Origin of the sequence: Acaryochloris marina S15 (assembly GCF_018336915.1) — a bacterium.
Lineage (GTDB): Bacteria > Cyanobacteriota > Cyanobacteriia > Thermosynechococcales > Thermosynechococcaceae > Acaryochloris > Acaryochloris marina_A.
On sequence record NZ_CP064923.1, the window covers coordinates 330052 to 346354 of the forward strand.

The following is a 16303-nucleotide window of genomic DNA, read 5'->3' on the forward strand; positions in this document are numbered from 1 at the left end:
AATCTCGAAGCATATTTAGCAAGGAAACAGAGGAAGCTAATCGCGATGCCAAAGCTCGAACAACGATTTGACTACGTCAAAATTGGGCTAGCCTCTCCGGAACGGATCCGGCAGTGGGGGGAGCGCACCTTACCCAATAACCAAGTGGTGGGTGAAGTCACCAAACCAGAAACCATCAACTACCGGACCTTAAAACCGGAGATGGATGGTTTGTTCTGTGAGCGAATCTTCGGCCCCGCCAAGGATTGGGAATGTCACTGTGGCAAATATAAGCGAGTGCGGCACCGAGGCATTGTATGTGAGCGCTGTGGTGTAGAGGTTACAGAATCGCGAGTCCGTCGTCATCGCATGGGCTATATCAAATTAGCTGCTCCTGTGACCCATGTTTGGTACTTGAAAGGCATTCCTAGCTATATGGCCACCCTGTTAGACATGCCCCTGCGGGATGTTGAACAGATTGTTTATTTCAATGCCTATGTGGTTTTGGATCCAGGCAATGCCGATACGCTTTCTTATAAGCAACTATTAACAGAAGATCAGTGGATCGAAATTGAAGATCAAATCTACAGCGAAGATTCCCAACTGGAAGGAATTGAGGTAGGAATTGGTGCTGAGGCTGTTCAACGGTTATTGCAAGATATCCAGCTAGAAACAGAAGCGGAGACTTTAAGAGAAACCATTGGCACTGCTAAGGGCCAGAAAAGAGCAAAGCTCATTAAGCGTTTGCGAGTGATCGACAACTTTGTCGGAACGGGCTCCCAAACAGACTGGATGGTTCTGAGCGTCATTCCTGTTATTCCACCGGATTTGAGACCGATGGTGCAATTGGATGGTGGACGGTTTGCTACCTCTGACCTCAATGACTTGTACCGTCGGGTGATTAACCGGAATAATCGACTGGCTCGATTGCAAGAGATTTTAGCCCCAGAGATTATTGTCCGTAATGAAAAACGGATGTTGCAAGAGGCGGTTGATGCCTTGATCGACAATGGCCGTCGGGGCCGCACCGTGGTAGGAGCCAATAATCGTCCCCTGAAATCTCTCTCTGACATCATTGAAGGAAAGCAAGGCCGTTTCCGCCAGAACTTACTGGGTAAGCGGGTTGACTATTCCGGTCGTTCTGTCATTGTGGTGGGTCCCAAGCTGAAAATGCACCAGTGCGGATTGCCGAAAGAGATGGCGATTGAACTCTTTCAGCCTTTTGTTATCCATCGCTTGATCGGCCAAGGCTTGGTGAACAATATCAAGGCTGCTAAGCGTTTGATCCAACGGAATGATCCCGTCATTTGGGATGTATTGGAAGAAGTCATCGAGGGGCATCCGGTGATGCTAAACCGGGCACCGACCCTTCACCGATTAGGAATTCAAGCTTTTGAACCCATCCTGGTGGATGGTCGAGCAATTCAGCTCCATCCTCTGGTCTGTCCGGCCTTTAACGCTGACTTTGATGGGGACCAAATGGCTGTTCACGTTCCCCTCTCGATTGAAGCCCAGTCGGAAGCCCGTCTTCTAATGTTGGCATCGAATAATATTCTGTCTCCAGCAACAGGACGTCCCATTGTTACCCCTAGTCAGGACATGGTGTTGGGTGCTTACTACCTGACCGCAGAGAATCCGGATCGGCAAAACGGGGCGGGTAAGTATTTCGCCCATTTGGACGACGCCATTATGGCCTATGAGCAGCAGCAAATTGACTTGCATGCGTACGTTTGGGTTCGATTTGATGGTTCTGTCGATGACGGAGAGGATGACGTTGAACCTGAAGTAGAAACCTCTGCTGACGGGACGGTTATCCAAACTTACCCCTCTCGCCGAATTCGTAAGGATGCAGACGGGAACTTGATTTCGCAATATATTCGCACGACCCCTGGTCGAATGATTTACAACAAAACCATCCAAGATTCATTGGCTAGCTAAGTTGGAGAAGCAGATTATGGCAGAGCGTTCAACCCATTCCCCTCGCGAGGCGACTCCACCAGCCTTTTGTAATAAAATCGTCAACAAAGGGCAGCTAAAGTCGCTAGTGCATTGGGCTTTTACCCATTATGGAACCGCCCGCACCGCCGAGATGGCGGATCATTTGAAGGATTTAGGATTTAAATACGCCACTAAGGCCGGGGTCTCCATTAGTGTCGATGACCTTCAAGTCCCTCCCCGTAAACGCCAACTCTTAGAAACCGCTGAAGAAGAAATTCGAGTAACAGAGGATCGTTACACTCGTGGTGAAATTACTGAAGTTGAGCGGTTTCAGAAGGTAATTGATACCTGGAACGGCACGAGTGAAGAACTCAAAGATGAGGTGGTTCGCAACTTTCGCTCCAATAACCCCCTGAACTCGGTCTACATGATGGCGTTCTCAGGGGCAAGGGGTAACCTATCCCAGGTCCGCCAATTGGTGGGTATGCGGGGTTTGATGGCAGATCCGCAAGGAGAGATCATCGACTTACCGATTAAGACTAACTTCCGTGAAGGCTTAACGGTTACGGAATATATTATTTCTTCTTACGGTGCTCGTAAAGGACTGGTGGACACCGCTCTGAGAACAGCTGACTCGGGGTATTTGACCCGTCGTTTGGTGGATGTTTCCCAAGATGTGATCATCCGAGAGCTAGATTGTGGGACCAAACGCGGAATTCCGGTCCGTAGTATGACCGATGGCGATCGCGTTTTGATTCCCTTAGCCAATCGATTGTTAGGGCGTGTTGTTCTGGAAGAAGTCGTTCACCCCGAAACGGGAGAAGTGGTTCTGCCCAAGAATGAGGCTGTTTCAGAATCCATTGCGAAAGAGATTGCTAAGGCTGGAGTGGAAGAAGTTATTGTTCGCTCTCCCCTAACTTGTGAAGCAGCTCGCTCCGTTTGTCAGCATTGTTATGGCTGGAGCCTGGCCCATGCTCACCTCGTAGATACTGGGGAAGCGGTTGGTATTATTGCAGCCCAATCTATTGGTGAACCAGGAACACAGCTCACCATGCGGACCTTTCACACAGGTGGAGTGTTTACCGGTGAAGTGGCTCGCCAAATCCGGGCACCTTTCAACGGCAAAATCAAGTTCCCCAAAAAGATGCGGAGCCGTCCCTTCAGAACTCGTCATGGGGAAGATGCCCTGACCGCTGAAGTGAGCACCAGTTTGACCTTAGAAGGGGAAGGGAAAAACGAAACCTTTGAAATTACCCAAAACTCAACGCTTTTAGTCAAAGATGGCCAAGCTGTGAAAGTGGGGCAGATGTTAGCAGAAGTGGCGGCGGCTGGACGAAATGTTCGCAAAACCACCGAAAAAGCGACGAAGGACGTGGCCTCTGATCTGGCTGGAGAGGTGCAATTTTCGAATCTCGTCCCTGAAGAAAAGCATGATCGACAAGGTAATACGACGCGCATTGCTCCTCGTGGTGGCTTGATTTGGGTTCTTTCTGGTGAAGTCTATAACTTGCCGCCTGGTGCTGAGCCTATCGTTAAAAACGAAGACTACATCAACGGTGAAGATGTTTTAGCAGAGACCAAGCTTGTCACTGAGCATGGAGGTGTCGTTCGTCTTCCGGTACAGGAAGAAGGCAAAGGGGGCCGAGAAGTTGAAATTATTACGGCTTCTGTTTTGCTGGACCAAGCTAAAGTCTGTCTGGAGAGTCTGCAAGGCCGAGACCAGTATGTAATTGAAGCCCAGAAGAAGCAGCGTTTTCTGCTGAAAGCGGCTCCAGGGACTAAGGTCATCAATGGTCAAGTGGTTGCTGAACTCATCGATGATCACTACCGCACCAAAACTGGTGGCATCCTCAAATATGCTGGCGTTGAAGTTACTAAAAAAGGTAAGGCGAAGCAAGGGTTCGAAGTGACCCAGGGTGGAACGTTGCTCTGGATTGCGGAAGAATCCCATGAGGTTAATAAAGATATTTCTTTACTGTTGGTCGAAGATGGCCAATATGTTGAAGCTGGCACAGAAGTGGTCAAAGATATCTTTTGTCAAAGTAATGGAGTGGTCGAAGTTACCCAGAAAAACGACATCTTACGAGAGGTGTTGGTCAAACCTGGGGATCTGCATTTAGTCGATGACCCAGAAGCAGTCAAGAGTAAGGATCAGACCCTATTAAATCCAGGAGAAGAACTTTTACCTGGATTAGGGACAGATGAACTGCGATACATCGAATGTGTCACGACCCCAGAAGGGGATGCGGTTCTCCTCCGGCCCGTTACTGAGTTTCCTGTACCGGATAAACCTGCTGTTCCGTCTCAAGAATCGATTAATGAGGCTGGGCGCTCAATTTGTCTAAAGGCAGTGCAGCGTCTTCCTTATAAAGATGGCGAGCGGGTGAAGTCAGTTGAAGGAGTTGATTTACTGCGGACTCAATTGGTACTGGAAATTGATACCGATGCGCCGCAAATTGCTGCTGATATTGAAATTTTGTCAGATGACAAGGATGAGGAAATCTCTCGTCTACAGCTGGTGATTTTAGAAACTTTAGTCATTCGCCGGGATGTTTCTGCGGATCAAACCCAAGGAAGTACCAAAACACGGCTGTTAGTTGAAGAAGGACAGCAAATTGATCCGGGGGCTGTGGTGGCTCGTACCGAGATCAAGGCTAAGCAAGGCGGTAAGATTCGAGGTATCCGGAGTGGGAATGAGGCAACTCGCCGAATTCTGCTGATGACGAATGATGATCTCATCACGATTGAGACTTCAGGGAAAACGACTTCTGCCTCTGAGGGAGAACTCCTCAGGGCAGGAGATGAAGTAGCTGCTGGCGTGACAGTTGAAGAGTCTTGCCAAGTCATGAAAGTTGAAGATGGCAAGGTTACTTTGCGCATTGCCCGTCCTTACTTGGTTTCTCCAGGAGCGGTCTTACAAATTGATGACCAGGATCTGGTCCAACGGGGCGACAACTTAGCACTGCTGGTGTTTGAGCGCACCAAGACGGGAGATATTATTCAGGGCCTACCTCGAATTGAAGAGTTGCTAGAAGCCCGTAAACCCAAGGAGATGTGCACTCTCGCACAACGCTCTGGAACTTGCCAAGTTATTTACAACGATGATGACAGTATTGAAGTCAAAATTGTTGAACAGGATGGGACGATTACCGATTATCCTATCGGACCTGGACAAAACCCCATTGTCCTAGACGGTCAGACAGTCGAGGCGGGCGAAGCGGTTACAGATGGTCCGCTGAACCCCCATGACATTCTGGAAATTTATTTCCGGTTCCACCGGGAGACGAAGGGGGTTTATGAATCTGCATTGCTTAGCTTGCAGAAAGTCCAGAAGTTTCTCGTGAATGGTGTGCAGTCGGTGTATCAGTCTCAAGGGATTGATATTTCAGATAAGCATATCGAAGTAGTGGTTCGGCAGATGAGTTCTAAGGTCCGAATTGACGATGGGGGTGATACCACGATGCTGCCAGGAGAGCTAATTGATCTGTACCAAGTGGAACAGGTGAATGCGGCTATGTCGATTACGGGTGGAGCCCCGGCGGAATATACGCCCGTGTTATTGGGGATTACCAAGGCATCCTTGAATACCGATAGCTTTATTTCGGCTGCTAGTTTCCAAGAGACGACTCGAGTTCTGACGGAAGCTGCGATTCAGGGTAAATCTGATTGGCTGCGAGGCTTGAAAGAGAATGTGATCATTGGACGCCTCATTCCTGCGGGTACAGGCTTTAATTCCTATGATGATGGTGGTTTAGGAGAACCTGATCCCTCATTTGAAGGAATGCCTTTTACGGATTCTGACGATGTGATTGACGATCGCACCGCTCGGAATTACAACATCAATGATGTCAAACCTTTCTCTGGCGGCGAGCGGCCTGCTTATGATCCCAACAAGCCTGGTGAGCAACAACGGTCCATGCTAGGTATTGATCCTGCGGCAGTAGGGGATGATACCCTGATTGACGATCAAGTGGCTGAGAAGCTGAATGCCAATCTGGAAGGGAATCAGTAATCGGTGAAAGTAGGGGCTCAAATCGAGTCCCTGCTTTTTGAGGTTGGCTTTTAGATTTTAGGTACCCAACTTTTGTGCCTATCTTCTGGGAGTTGAAAAAGCATGAGGTCGTCACCATGCGGGCTAGAATTCGGGATACTGAACTTTACTTTGATGTTGAAGGCTGTGAACTTGCGATCGCAACCTCTCACATCCAGCAAAAACCCGTATTTTTCGTCATCCATGGTGGACCAGGGGTAGACCATACGACCTGCCGCCCCGTCTTATCGCCATTGAGTGAAATCGCTCAACTCGTCTATTTTGATCATCGGGGTCATGGTCGCTCAGCACGAGGTAATTCTGAGACCTATACCCTGGATAACAATGTTGAAGATATGGAGGCTCTACGCCAGTATTTGGGGCTAGAGCGTATAGGTTTACTTGGGTTTTCCTATGGGGGAATGGTCGCACTTACCTATGCCAGCCGCTACCCCAACCATGTTTCTCAGTTAATTCCCGTGGTCACGGCTGCGGATTCTCGATTTTTAACCTTAGCCCAAGCGAAGCTTGCCAGGGAAGGAACACCCGAACAGCAAGTCATTGCTCAATTGCTGTGGGATGGCCAGTTCGCATCTGAACAGCAGTTGCAAGAGTATTTTCAGCTTTTAGGCCCTCTCTATTCTTTAACGTTCGATCTAGACAAATCGATGGATGCTTGGCGTCGAGTAATTTTTAATCCTGAGGCGATCAACCAAGCCTTTGGTGGATTCTTAAGAACCTATGATATTCGAGCGGCACTGCCTCAAATCAGTGTGCCAACGCTGGTTATCGGGGCTGAAAAAGATTGGATTTGTCCACCCCAATTTTCGAGAGAGATTGCTCAGGCGATTCCAAATGCCAGATTAGAAATCGTGCCCAACTCTGGTCATTCGATTCGAGCTGATGCACCAAAGATATTGCTGGAATTGGTTTCAAATTTTATGCAATAAATGCAGCGTATTGGGTTGCTGCTGAGCCTTTAAACATGAGAATTGGAATCATAATGCAGACTCTAGAGGTACGGTCTGTCGAAGATTGCATGTTCTTTGATTCCAAAGATAGGCTCCAACCCCGGTTAGAAGGTTAGACAATCCCGTTGCTACAAAAATGCCTTGAATACCAAAAAAGTGAGACCCAAAATAGGCCAAAGGAATATAAAGGACAAACATTCTGATGGCTGTCATCACAACGGAGGGGATGGGTTTGCCCAACGCATTAAACGTGGCGCTAGAAACTTGGATAATCCCTGCTGGAGCGTAGGTAATAGGTACGATGAGGAGATATAGAGCTGCGATCGCAACCACCTCAGGATTGCCATTAAACGAGCTGACCAATTGTCTGCCAGTCGCTGCGAGTAACACAGCCATCAACATGCCCCAAAACAAACAAAATTGAAAGCTGATCTTGAGAGATCGCTCCACCCGAGCGTAAGCTTTTGCCCCCCAGTTTTGGCCGACAAAGGGGCCCATGCTGGCTGCCAAGGCAAATAGCGTGATTAAGGCGAAGGACTCCACTCGCGATGCCACCCCAAAGGCTGCTACAGCTTCGTCACCGTAGAAGGCGAGGAGACTCGTGATCATCCCCACAGAAATCGGCGTAATCATGCTGGTCATCGCCGCCGGGAGACCAATGCGGAGGATATCCAGCCAACATCTCAGCATCTCGGACAGCTTAGGGCGTTGGAAGCAGAGCAGGTGTTCTTTAAAGTGCAGAACGATCAGGGAGGCAGCAAAAGTAAGGGCTCGTGCAATCACCGTTGCTATGGCTGCGCCCTGTAATTCTAAACGCGGTAATCCCCCTAGACCCAATATAAACAGCGGATCTAGGGCAATATTAATTCCAGCTGCGACGGTCATAATAACGCTGGGAGTTGCAGTATTCCCGGCTGCACGGATTGCACTGTTCCCCACCATCGGTACCACCAAGAAAATCATGCCTAGATACCAGATCTGCATGTAGTCCCGAACTAAAGGGAGAACATCTGCCGTTGCTCCCAGGGCTGTGAAGAGTGGATCAATCGTTAATAGTCCCACCACGATAAAGACCCCAACAATAGCCAGAGCTAGGGTCAAACTATTGGTGGTAAAGCGCTTTACTCTGGTTTGATCCCCTTCACCAATCGCTCGGGCAATGATTGAAGCAGCACCCGTCCCTAATCCCATGGCTAAGCTACCAAAGGTACTGACCACCGGAAAGGTAAAACTCATGGCTGCTAGTTCTTGCGTGCCGAGCTGACCGACAAAATAGGTGTCTGCCAAATTGAAGGCAACAATCGCAAAAATTCCCCACACCAGCGGTAAGGTAAGTTTGATCAATTGGGCACTAACATTACCTTCCGTTAATCGCTGTCTCACGGTTTTTAGGGGGAGTAGGGTGGGGCATTTAGAGCCAACGATGCCTAGTTGTGGGTTAAATCTTACTCAACACCGTTGTATTTCTTTACAAATCTTAAAGCATTTTGCCCACTAACTGCACGGGGAATGCAACCAATATCTACTGCATCAAGACTTCGCACCTATTAATTAATAGGTGCGCTAATCATTAATAGGTGCGCTAATCAATATATAGGTATGAAAGGATTACTTTTAAGCAGGGCTATCTGTTGCTAGCTCCGGTGGAGCTGTACGTCGCTGCAGCACGATAATGTTTGACCCAACCACGGGCTCTCGCGCTAGGAGCTGGTCGGTCTGGTCCCGAATTTCTAGCTTGGGAAAGTCCAGTTTACGGCTTCGTTCAAGAGCGTCCGTTCCCAATTGATTTTGTTCAGATCGGGACAAGTCAAACCAGCGATCGCTTACCTTAATCACTAGCCGCTCAGCCTGGAAATTGGCTTGAACGGACTGGACAATATCCTGAGAATACTGATCAAAAACTTGGGCGACCTGAGACTGCACCTCGATAATCTGCTTCCGCTCTGGCTCTGGTGGAGGCAGTGGCTCTTCTGCTGGAGCCTCAACGACAGGTGTCGAGGGTGGCGAGACAGGAGTGGGTTGAGCAACGGGGGCGGTTGCCGGAGATTTAGCGACCGGGGCGGGCTGTTGCTGAACTGCTGGTTGACTAGGCAGGATCAGGGAGGAAAATAACCAGTAGATTAAGGTTGCGAAGCTGAGAATAACAATGGTTAAAAACCGATCAGAGAATGACTTTAAACCTTCTGGAAAGCGACCTCGCAGAATCTTCAGTCCCAAGCCCCAGATTGGCTTAATCACCACATTGCCAATGAGAACAATGACATTATTCCATAGCCAACTAATGGCTTTAACAACGGGTTCTACCTTGCTGTAAAAGGATGCCTTCTTTACCTGATTGCCGATGGTAGAGAGGATTGAGCCTAGGACTTTACCCACCCCCCCTACTAATTGGGTTAAAACAACTTCAATCTTGGAATCGCCGATTGTTGAATTCTGAGCAGAGTCAGCTTTAGACTTAGGCCCTTTTTTAGGTGTAGATTTTGGCCCTTTCCCAGATTTAGGTCTTGCTGATTTGGGTTTTACGTCATTAGGCTTTTCAGCATTAGGCTTTTCAGCCTGATCCGGCGTAGAAGAGGCTGATTCAGGTTCTTTCTTCTCTTCAGTCTGTAGGGGAGGCTTTGGAGCCGCTTTAGGTGAATCTGAGGCGGGATCAATGGGCTCCGCTTTTGCAGACGAGTCAGGAACTGTAGCGGTTGACTCTGCCTTAGCAGGAACATCAATGGTCGGGGATTTATCAGAATCAGGAGCGTTGGGTGTTTCAAGGTTAGCTTTGGGTTCCTTGATATCTGCTTCTGATGCCGAGGGGGTGGGTTGCTCTGCTGACATAGGTTTAGAACAAAAGACAGAACTGGGCTGGTTCTCAAAACGTAAGCAGGCTACCGCTGCTCAGCCCTAATCTATCATCAAACCGGGATGCCAAGTGCCGCATTCAAGTAACGAATAACGAATGAATGAGCTATACCCAGAGCCGAAGAAAAAAGGATTCTAGTTTGTTGGACTTAAGCTGTGCCTAAGACAAGGTGGCAGCAAAAGCGCAAAGACCGACTACTAGTAGAACACCACCGACGGTCAACGCCATATTCATGGTTTTCTTCTGATCGGATGCAGGCTCGGCTGCGTAGGATTTGGGCTCGACAGCGAAATTATTGACGAGACCTCGATCTTCAGTGGTGTAGGGCATAGTTAAAGAAAATTCATTAAGTTTCACGAATTATAACAGACCGCCTCTAACACCAAATGTTTATGGTGACAGCATTTTCATTCGTTCTGAACACGAAATTGACTGTAACAAGAGCTGTATGATCCCCGGAGCAATTCCACGATGTGAGAGGGGACTTTAGATATTCTTAGTGGACTAGCCACTAATAGACTCGTACCTTAGCTAGAGACTCGCCCCATCAAAGGAGAACTGGCACTAGCATAAGCTTTGATCGGAATACGTCCAGACTGATAGGCCAATCGCCCAGCTTGGGTGGCCATTCCCATGGCAGTGGCCATCATCACTGGATCTTGAGCTTTTGCAATTGCAGTATTGATCAGCACCGCATCAGCCCCCATCTCCATGGCTTGGGCTGCTTCGCTGGGGGAACCAAGCCCGGCGTCTACCACAACGGGCACGGTTGAATTCTCAATAATGATCTGAATATTGGCGGCATTGTTGATCCCTTGCCCCGATCCAATGGGAGATCCCAAAGGCATGACGGTAGCACAGCCGACTTCTTCTAAGCGCTTGGCTAACAAGGGATCGGCATTAATATAGGGAAGGACCGCGAACCCTTCTTTGACCAGTTGCTCAGCAGCCTCCAAGGTGCCAATGGGATCGGGTAGCAAATACTTAGAGTCTGGGATCACCTCTAGCTTGATAAAGTTATTGTCTTCTTGCCCCAACAGCTTGGCCATTTCTCGTCCTAGTCGGGCGACCCGGATAGCCTCCTCTGCCGTTTGACACCCAGCGGTATTGGGAAGCATCCATACCTTATGCCAATCCACGGCTTCGGCTAAGCCTTGATGCCCAGGGGCATTGGTTTGCACCCGACGGACGGCAACCGTCAAAATCTCGCAGCCACTGGCAGCAATACTTTGCCGCATCATTTCAAAATCGTCATATTTGCCCGTGCCGGTCATTAACCTTGACTGGAACTGTCGATGACCAATTTGTAGGGGTTCAGTCGCCGCAGCCGAGGAGGAAGAATCAATGGTTTGCATAGCCGAGGATGAAAGTCCAAGAAAAGTTCAGCAATGAAGGGAAACTGCCGCTAGGCTAGTGAAGTATCTCATATTATAAGAAACCAACTTGCGGTCATGGGAACCCCCCATTTATCTCCTGCGTCAAAAGAGGCAGGTGTAATTATGGTCAATTCCATTCATGACAGCCAGTCTTCAGGTATCTTGGTCAAGGGTTAGGGTTGAGGATTCAGAACCTCACGTGCAAATACCAGCAGCAAAACTTGGTAACTCTGAGCTGGTGCAACTTTGTCAAGCTGGGTTGCGCCCCGATCGTGTTGCTTTTACAGAACTCCTTAGACGCTATCAGTCTCATGTCGATCGGGTGCTCTATCATCTCGCTCCCGATTGGGATGATCGTGCTGATTTGGCCCAGGAAGTGTGGATCCGGGTCTATCGAAATATCAGCCGCCTCAAAGAGCCCCCTAAGTTCCGAGGATGGTTGAGTCGGATTACCACCAATTTGTTCTACGACGAACTTCGCAAGCGCAAGCGCCACCGTAGTCCCCTGTCTTTGGATGCGCGGCTGACCATGGCAGATGGTGATATTGCCTGGGAGATTGCTTCGGGGGAACCCGGTCCTAATGAAAGCTTAGCTACCCATGAGTTTTACGGGCAACTCAATGATGCGATCTCAGAACTCCCAGAAGCGTTTCGCACCACAATTGTCTTGCGAGAAATTGAAGGCTTAGCCTACGAAGAAATTGCTGAAATTACGGGGGTTTCCTTAGGAACCGTCAAATCTCGGATTGCTCGGGCTCGTTTGCGGCTGCAAGGGCAATTGCAAAATTATCTTAAAGGTTGACGTTAAATTCTTCATCAAAGTTGATCATTCTAAGAATATAGAAGTAAAACCTTTAACACTTCTTTGTTGGTCCCCTAAACATACGTTAGATTTAAACTAGGCTTTCATTCATGAAACGCTTGCTTGAGATACCGACCTGGTATCAGCTTTTTGTCTCAGGTAGATGACCGTACTGATCACCTTCTGTACTAAATCAAGGTGAGACATTAATTTATTTCATCTAAACCTCCCAATCGGGCAAGTGAGATACTGCTATGGATGACATTAAAACAATAGAATTTGATCGGTTTGAGCTACTGAGTGCCTATCTGGACGACGAAGCCTCTGCTGCTGAGCGGAAGCAAGTAGAAGCTTGGTTAGCTACGGACCCTGAATTTAATCAGTGCTATCAGCAACTTCTGCAACTCCAGCGTGGCTTTCAGGCTACCCCCGTGCCTGCCTCTACATCAGTTGAAGAAACGGTAGAAGCGGTGTTTGCTCAAGTAGAGCGCAAGCCAAAATTAGCCCTGTGGGCAACGGTAGGGGCTGCAGCGGCTGTGGCAGTCGCGGCCATCTCGAGTATCTTCTCTGGAGGCGGGTCTTTGGTCCCTCAAACCGCTCAAAATCCTGATCGCCCAGAGAGTTCCACCGTGGCCATTAACTCGCCATCAGACAACTTGAAGCCTTCGGATTTACTGATTGCCATTGAGCAATCTCCGGTAGATATTCCAGTGGCGATTAACGTCTCGGATACAGATGCTCGGTAGCTATTAGCGCAGTAAAGATCCGGTAATCATTCCAACCAATAGGAGTAATCCTATCCAGACGTTTTGGCGAAAAAGCTGACCATAGGCGCTAGGAATTAAGTTCTTGCGTCTAAGTCGGTCAATTTGACGCCACCAGAGATAGGTACTGAGTCCTAGGGATGTCCAATACCCAAAGTGAAGATTGAGGTTGTACCCAAGCACGCCTAAGCAGACGACCGTACCCACTAAAAAGAAGGCAATGGCTGCTTCAGCATAGTTGCCAAAGAATAATGCACTGGAATTAATGCCCAGCCGCCGATCATCGGGGCGGTCAGGCATGGCATAGATGGTGTCAAAGCCCAAGGTCCACAGTACTGTCGCGGCCCATAATAGCCAGGCTCCCATACTGAGATTACCAACGGCGGCACTCCAGCTGATCAGCACTGAAAAGCCCCATGCAATCGCCAAAACCAATTGTGGGACTGGAAACACTCGTTTGGCTAATGGATAGCAAATGATCACGGGAACCGCAGCGACACACAACCCAAAACTTAAGGGGTTGAGGAACCGAGATAGTCCAAAAGCACAGGCAAATGCAATAAAGGCAACAGCTAAACCCACCTGAATAGTCAAAGACCGATCGGCTAAAGGCCGCTTCCGAGTACGTTGAACCTGGGGATCAATATTCCGATCCCATAAATCGTTAACAACACAACCGGCAGCACTAGTCGCTAGGCTGCCGGTAATAATGATAGTAACGAGTCCTAAAGAGGGTTTACCTTGGGCCGCCAGGACAATAGCCCATAAGGCCGGAATCATCAGAATTAAGCGGCCTTCGGGCTTATCCCATCGCAATAGTTTGATAATTGCGAACCAAGTGGGAGTAGACGGTTTGGACTGAAGGCGGGCCATGCTGTTTCATCGTGAATTCCATTACTAATCATGCCAAAGATTGCAAAGCATGGGAGCAAGAAATGGAAATGATGAGACAGAATCAGCAAATTTGATGAGACTAGGCCTTACGCAAATTTGATGAGACTAGGCCTGTTGAGACTGCTTCCATACCCAAGATAAAAGCACTCCACTGGCTGCTAGCTTGAGAACTTCAAAACTCCAGTACACATAGTGCAGTTGATCCATGGTGTCGGGGACAACGACCGATTCAAATAAGGACAGTTGAATTCCTAAACCACTCATTTGTGGGGTGAGGCCATAGGTATAGATAAATGGGATGGCGAGAAGAATGGTTGCGAGAAGAATGGCTGCTTTACTCAAAGGCAACTGAGGAGTAGTGGCTCGCCAAAATAACGTTCCCGATAGCACCACAGCTCCGGCAATTAATTCAACGCGATTAAACATTGAGAAAATCATATCCCCGGCTGATGCAAATCCAGGGTCTGACATCATGCCAGAAAAATATAGCCCTGGCATGATGATGAAGTCCATCAAGACGCTGGCCCCGATCCAGGCCATGACCGTCACAATTATGGTTGTTTGAACGACGGACAGATTGAGTGGACTAGTCTGGGCTAGAGAATTGGGTTGATTGTTTGCAGCGATGGTCATAATCTTGCGATCCAAGTTCCGTCTAGTGAAGGTCGTATAACCTTCGTACTGCTAGCCTAACGAGAACTTTTAGAATTCTCAGGTCCTCGAAACAAAACGCAAGTCTATTGCAATAAAACGACAAATTACGATGTTTATAGAGCCTGAGATTCTAGGATGATGCGAGTCGATCCCAGGGCTTTTAGAACCGGGTTGGTTTGCCAATCTTCAATTAATAAGCGTTGTAGTAACTGCGCTGCCTGCTTGCTGTCTGGCGTCTCTAGCTGGCCGAGGTAGTGCCGAGCACTGTGGAAAGAATCGTCTTGACCCAACTCAAAAATACTATCGGCTCGTTCTATTAAGGATTTGACTTGATTTTGTATATTTGTCCATAAATCTACATGTCGGAGATTACTAAAGGCTTCGGCCACTAAGTCTTGGCGATGCTGAATCAGGATGGTTTGGGGTCTGAGTAGGGGCGGTACATCATCCACCATCACCGCAGGACCATAAAAAATGCAGTGTAGAGCGTCAATCCACTTGGTATACGGCTGGAAGAACCTTTGCAGGATATGGAGGGCCTGAGCCGCAATAATACTGCCCTGACTATGGGCCAGAATGATAATTTCTGACCCTGACCGAATGCTTTGCACGACTTCATAGGCCAGGCGAAGGATCGATCGTGGGGCTCCGGCTGGGTAACTGCCGTATAAATATGCCTCGAAATCATCCCAATTCATGTTTTGAATAAAGGGGAGTCGCCGCATAATATCTAGGTCAAAGGGCAACTTTTGAGCTGCTTCTCCTAGGGTAATGGCTAGGTCTTGGCGCTGCAGCTCCGCGAGGATGTCGGCTTCTGGAGAGAGGGTTTTATCGCACAGAAGCTTCAGCATGTCGGCATACTTTTGCAGTCGTTTGTCATTATCTGCAGAGAGCCGCTCCGGCCAAAATTGGGCGAGTTCAGCCTTGCCCATCATGGATTCCAGTAAATCACCTCGATAACCAGAGGTACTGTTATGGATGCCGACAATGTCAAGAGGGCGATCTAGGGTCAACCAGACTAAGGTTTCTAAGTCTTGTAGCTGTCTTTCAGCTGAACTAGTTACACCGTTAACGTGGAGCAGGCGTTTGGCTCGGCCAATGGGTTGTGCAGGTGGATAAACCAGTAAATGACCGTCTTGTTGCGGTTCGCTCAGCATAGACAAATAAACTGCGTATTACCAATAGTATCGATGGTGATAAGGATCACGAAGTCTGCGTGATCTACATCCTGTCTGGACCTATCTTCAATTGCCATACTACAAGAGACTCGGTGCTATCTGAGTCGTCAATGGGGAACACACAGTACGCCGGCAGACTTGGTTCAGTTTGTCGGTTTTTTATTGCTTATTTTAAGCAGAGCTTGTCTGGGAGAACAAACCTACTTCATGAGGCCCATCGTATGTTTCCAAGACAACTCCTTGCGCAGAATATCGAGAGCTCTACGATCACTGCCATCAAATAAGGGACTAATTTGCCCGAGAACCTGTTCGACTAGCTGTGAGGCAAATGCTCCCCCAGACCGTAATAGATGACTGTAGTAGCCAAATTGGGGTTGATGTTGACGATCCAAATGGAAGGCATGGATATCTTCAGTGGCCATCGTCCAAACGGGGGTATTGACAGGGACAACTAAGCTGGGAATTCCTTGATCGCCATAAGATTCTGACTGTTCTTGTACCAGCACACCAATTAGAACACACCAGAGCAAGGTCCGAGTTTCTCGAATTAAATCTGGCGTAAAGAAGGGATCAGGCTGACTGACCAAGCGTGGCCCTGAACTTAGATAGGCGGGATTAAATAATTGAGAGTTGTAGACTAGTCCTACAGCCCAATGTCGTTCTTCAGTTTCTAGTTTGACGAAGCAGCCAAACCCATAGTCATCCGGTCGAGGAGGGGTCAATACTTCCATGTCATCATCCACTTGAATGACGTAGTCGCAGTGCGAATCGGACTTAACAACTTTTCCGAGTTTCATACTCAAGAGCTAGGCTATCTTTGCTTGAATTCTAGACGCCTTCACCCGTTATTGGTATCAGCTTAGAAA

13 protein-coding genes are annotated in these 16303 nt (G+C 48.4%); 5 read left to right on the plus strand and 8 right to left on the minus strand.

All coding sequences use genetic code 11. The features are described from left to right. Positions 1-45 precede the first annotated feature (45 nt). The 3 genes from I1H34_RS32685 to I1H34_RS02240 all read left to right on the plus strand — a co-directional run bounded on the left by I1H34_RS32685 (position 46) and on the right by I1H34_RS02240 (position 6897). On the plus strand, positions 46-1917 hold the full coding sequence (locus I1H34_RS32685; protein WP_212664151.1) for a DNA-directed RNA polymerase subunit gamma: 1872 nt from the start codon (positions 46-48) through the stop codon (positions 1915-1917). Between the two features lie 16 nt (positions 1918-1933). Continuing rightward, on the plus strand, positions 1934-5929 hold the full coding sequence (locus I1H34_RS02235) for a DNA-directed RNA polymerase subunit beta' (RefSeq protein WP_212664152.1): 3996 nt from the start codon (positions 1934-1936) through the stop codon (positions 5927-5929). Positions 5930-6045: 116 nt separating this feature from the next. Continuing rightward, on the plus strand, positions 6046-6897 hold the full coding sequence (locus I1H34_RS02240) for an alpha/beta fold hydrolase (protein WP_212666101.1): 852 nt from the start codon (positions 6046-6048) through the stop codon (positions 6895-6897). A 48-nt stretch (positions 6898-6945) separates the two neighbouring features. Here the strand turns inward: I1H34_RS02240 and I1H34_RS02245 are convergent, their stop codons facing one another. The 4 genes from I1H34_RS02245 to I1H34_RS02260 form a co-directional block, all read right to left on the minus strand. After that, complete coding sequence (locus tag I1H34_RS02245) at positions 6946-8301, minus strand: MATE family efflux transporter (RefSeq protein ID WP_212664153.1); 1356 nt, start codon at positions 8299-8301, stop codon at positions 6946-6948. A gap of 231 nt (positions 8302-8532) precedes the next feature. Next, the gene (locus I1H34_RS02250) at positions 8533-9744 is read right to left on the minus strand and encodes a hypothetical protein (RefSeq protein WP_212664154.1); all 1212 of its coding nucleotides are present in this window, start codon (positions 9742-9744) and stop codon (positions 8533-8535) included. Positions 9745-9928: 184 nt separating this feature from the next. Next, the gene (gene psb34 / locus I1H34_RS02255; protein WP_212664155.1) at positions 9929-10099 is read right to left on the minus strand and encodes a photosystem II assembly protein Psb34; all 171 of its coding nucleotides are present in this window, start codon (positions 10097-10099) and stop codon (positions 9929-9931) included. Between the two features lie 197 nt (positions 10100-10296). After that, positions 10297-11124 (minus strand): thiazole synthase, encoded by an 828-nt coding sequence (locus I1H34_RS02260; RefSeq protein ID WP_212664156.1) that lies wholly within the window; start codon positions 11122-11124, stop codon positions 10297-10299. Positions 11125-11284: 160 nt separating this feature from the next. Between I1H34_RS02260 and I1H34_RS02265 the strand changes: the two genes are divergently transcribed. Both I1H34_RS02265 and I1H34_RS02270 read left to right on the plus strand, forming a co-directional pair. Continuing rightward, positions 11285-11947, plus strand: coding sequence for a sigma-70 family RNA polymerase sigma factor (locus I1H34_RS02265; protein WP_212664157.1), 663 nt, complete (start codon positions 11285-11287; stop codon positions 11945-11947). Positions 11948-12201: 254 nt separating this feature from the next. After that, positions 12202-12693, plus strand: a complete 492-nt coding sequence (locus I1H34_RS02270; protein WP_212664158.1) for an anti-sigma factor family protein — start codon at positions 12202-12204, stop codon at positions 12691-12693. A gap of 3 nt (positions 12694-12696) precedes the next feature. Here the strand turns inward: I1H34_RS02270 and I1H34_RS02275 are convergent, their stop codons facing one another. The 4 genes from I1H34_RS02275 to I1H34_RS02290 form a co-directional block, all read right to left on the minus strand. Then, a complete protein-coding gene (locus tag I1H34_RS02275) occupies positions 12697-13584 on the minus strand; it encodes a 4-hydroxybenzoate solanesyltransferase (RefSeq protein WP_212664159.1) in 888 nt (295 codons plus the stop codon). 126 nt (positions 13585-13710) lie between these two features. Beyond that, positions 13711-14238, minus strand: coding sequence for a DUF4149 domain-containing protein (locus I1H34_RS02280; protein ID WP_212664160.1), 528 nt, complete (start codon positions 14236-14238; stop codon positions 13711-13713). Between the two features lie 134 nt (positions 14239-14372). Beyond that, entirely contained in the window at positions 14373-15416 is a 1044-nt protein-coding gene (locus I1H34_RS02285; protein ID WP_212664161.1) for an alpha/beta hydrolase family protein, read from the minus strand. A gap of 221 nt (positions 15417-15637) precedes the next feature. Then, on the minus strand, positions 15638-16234 hold the full coding sequence (locus I1H34_RS02290) for a hypothetical protein (protein ID WP_212664162.1): 597 nt from the start codon (positions 16232-16234) through the stop codon (positions 15638-15640). Positions 16235-16303: the final 69 nt, after the last annotated feature.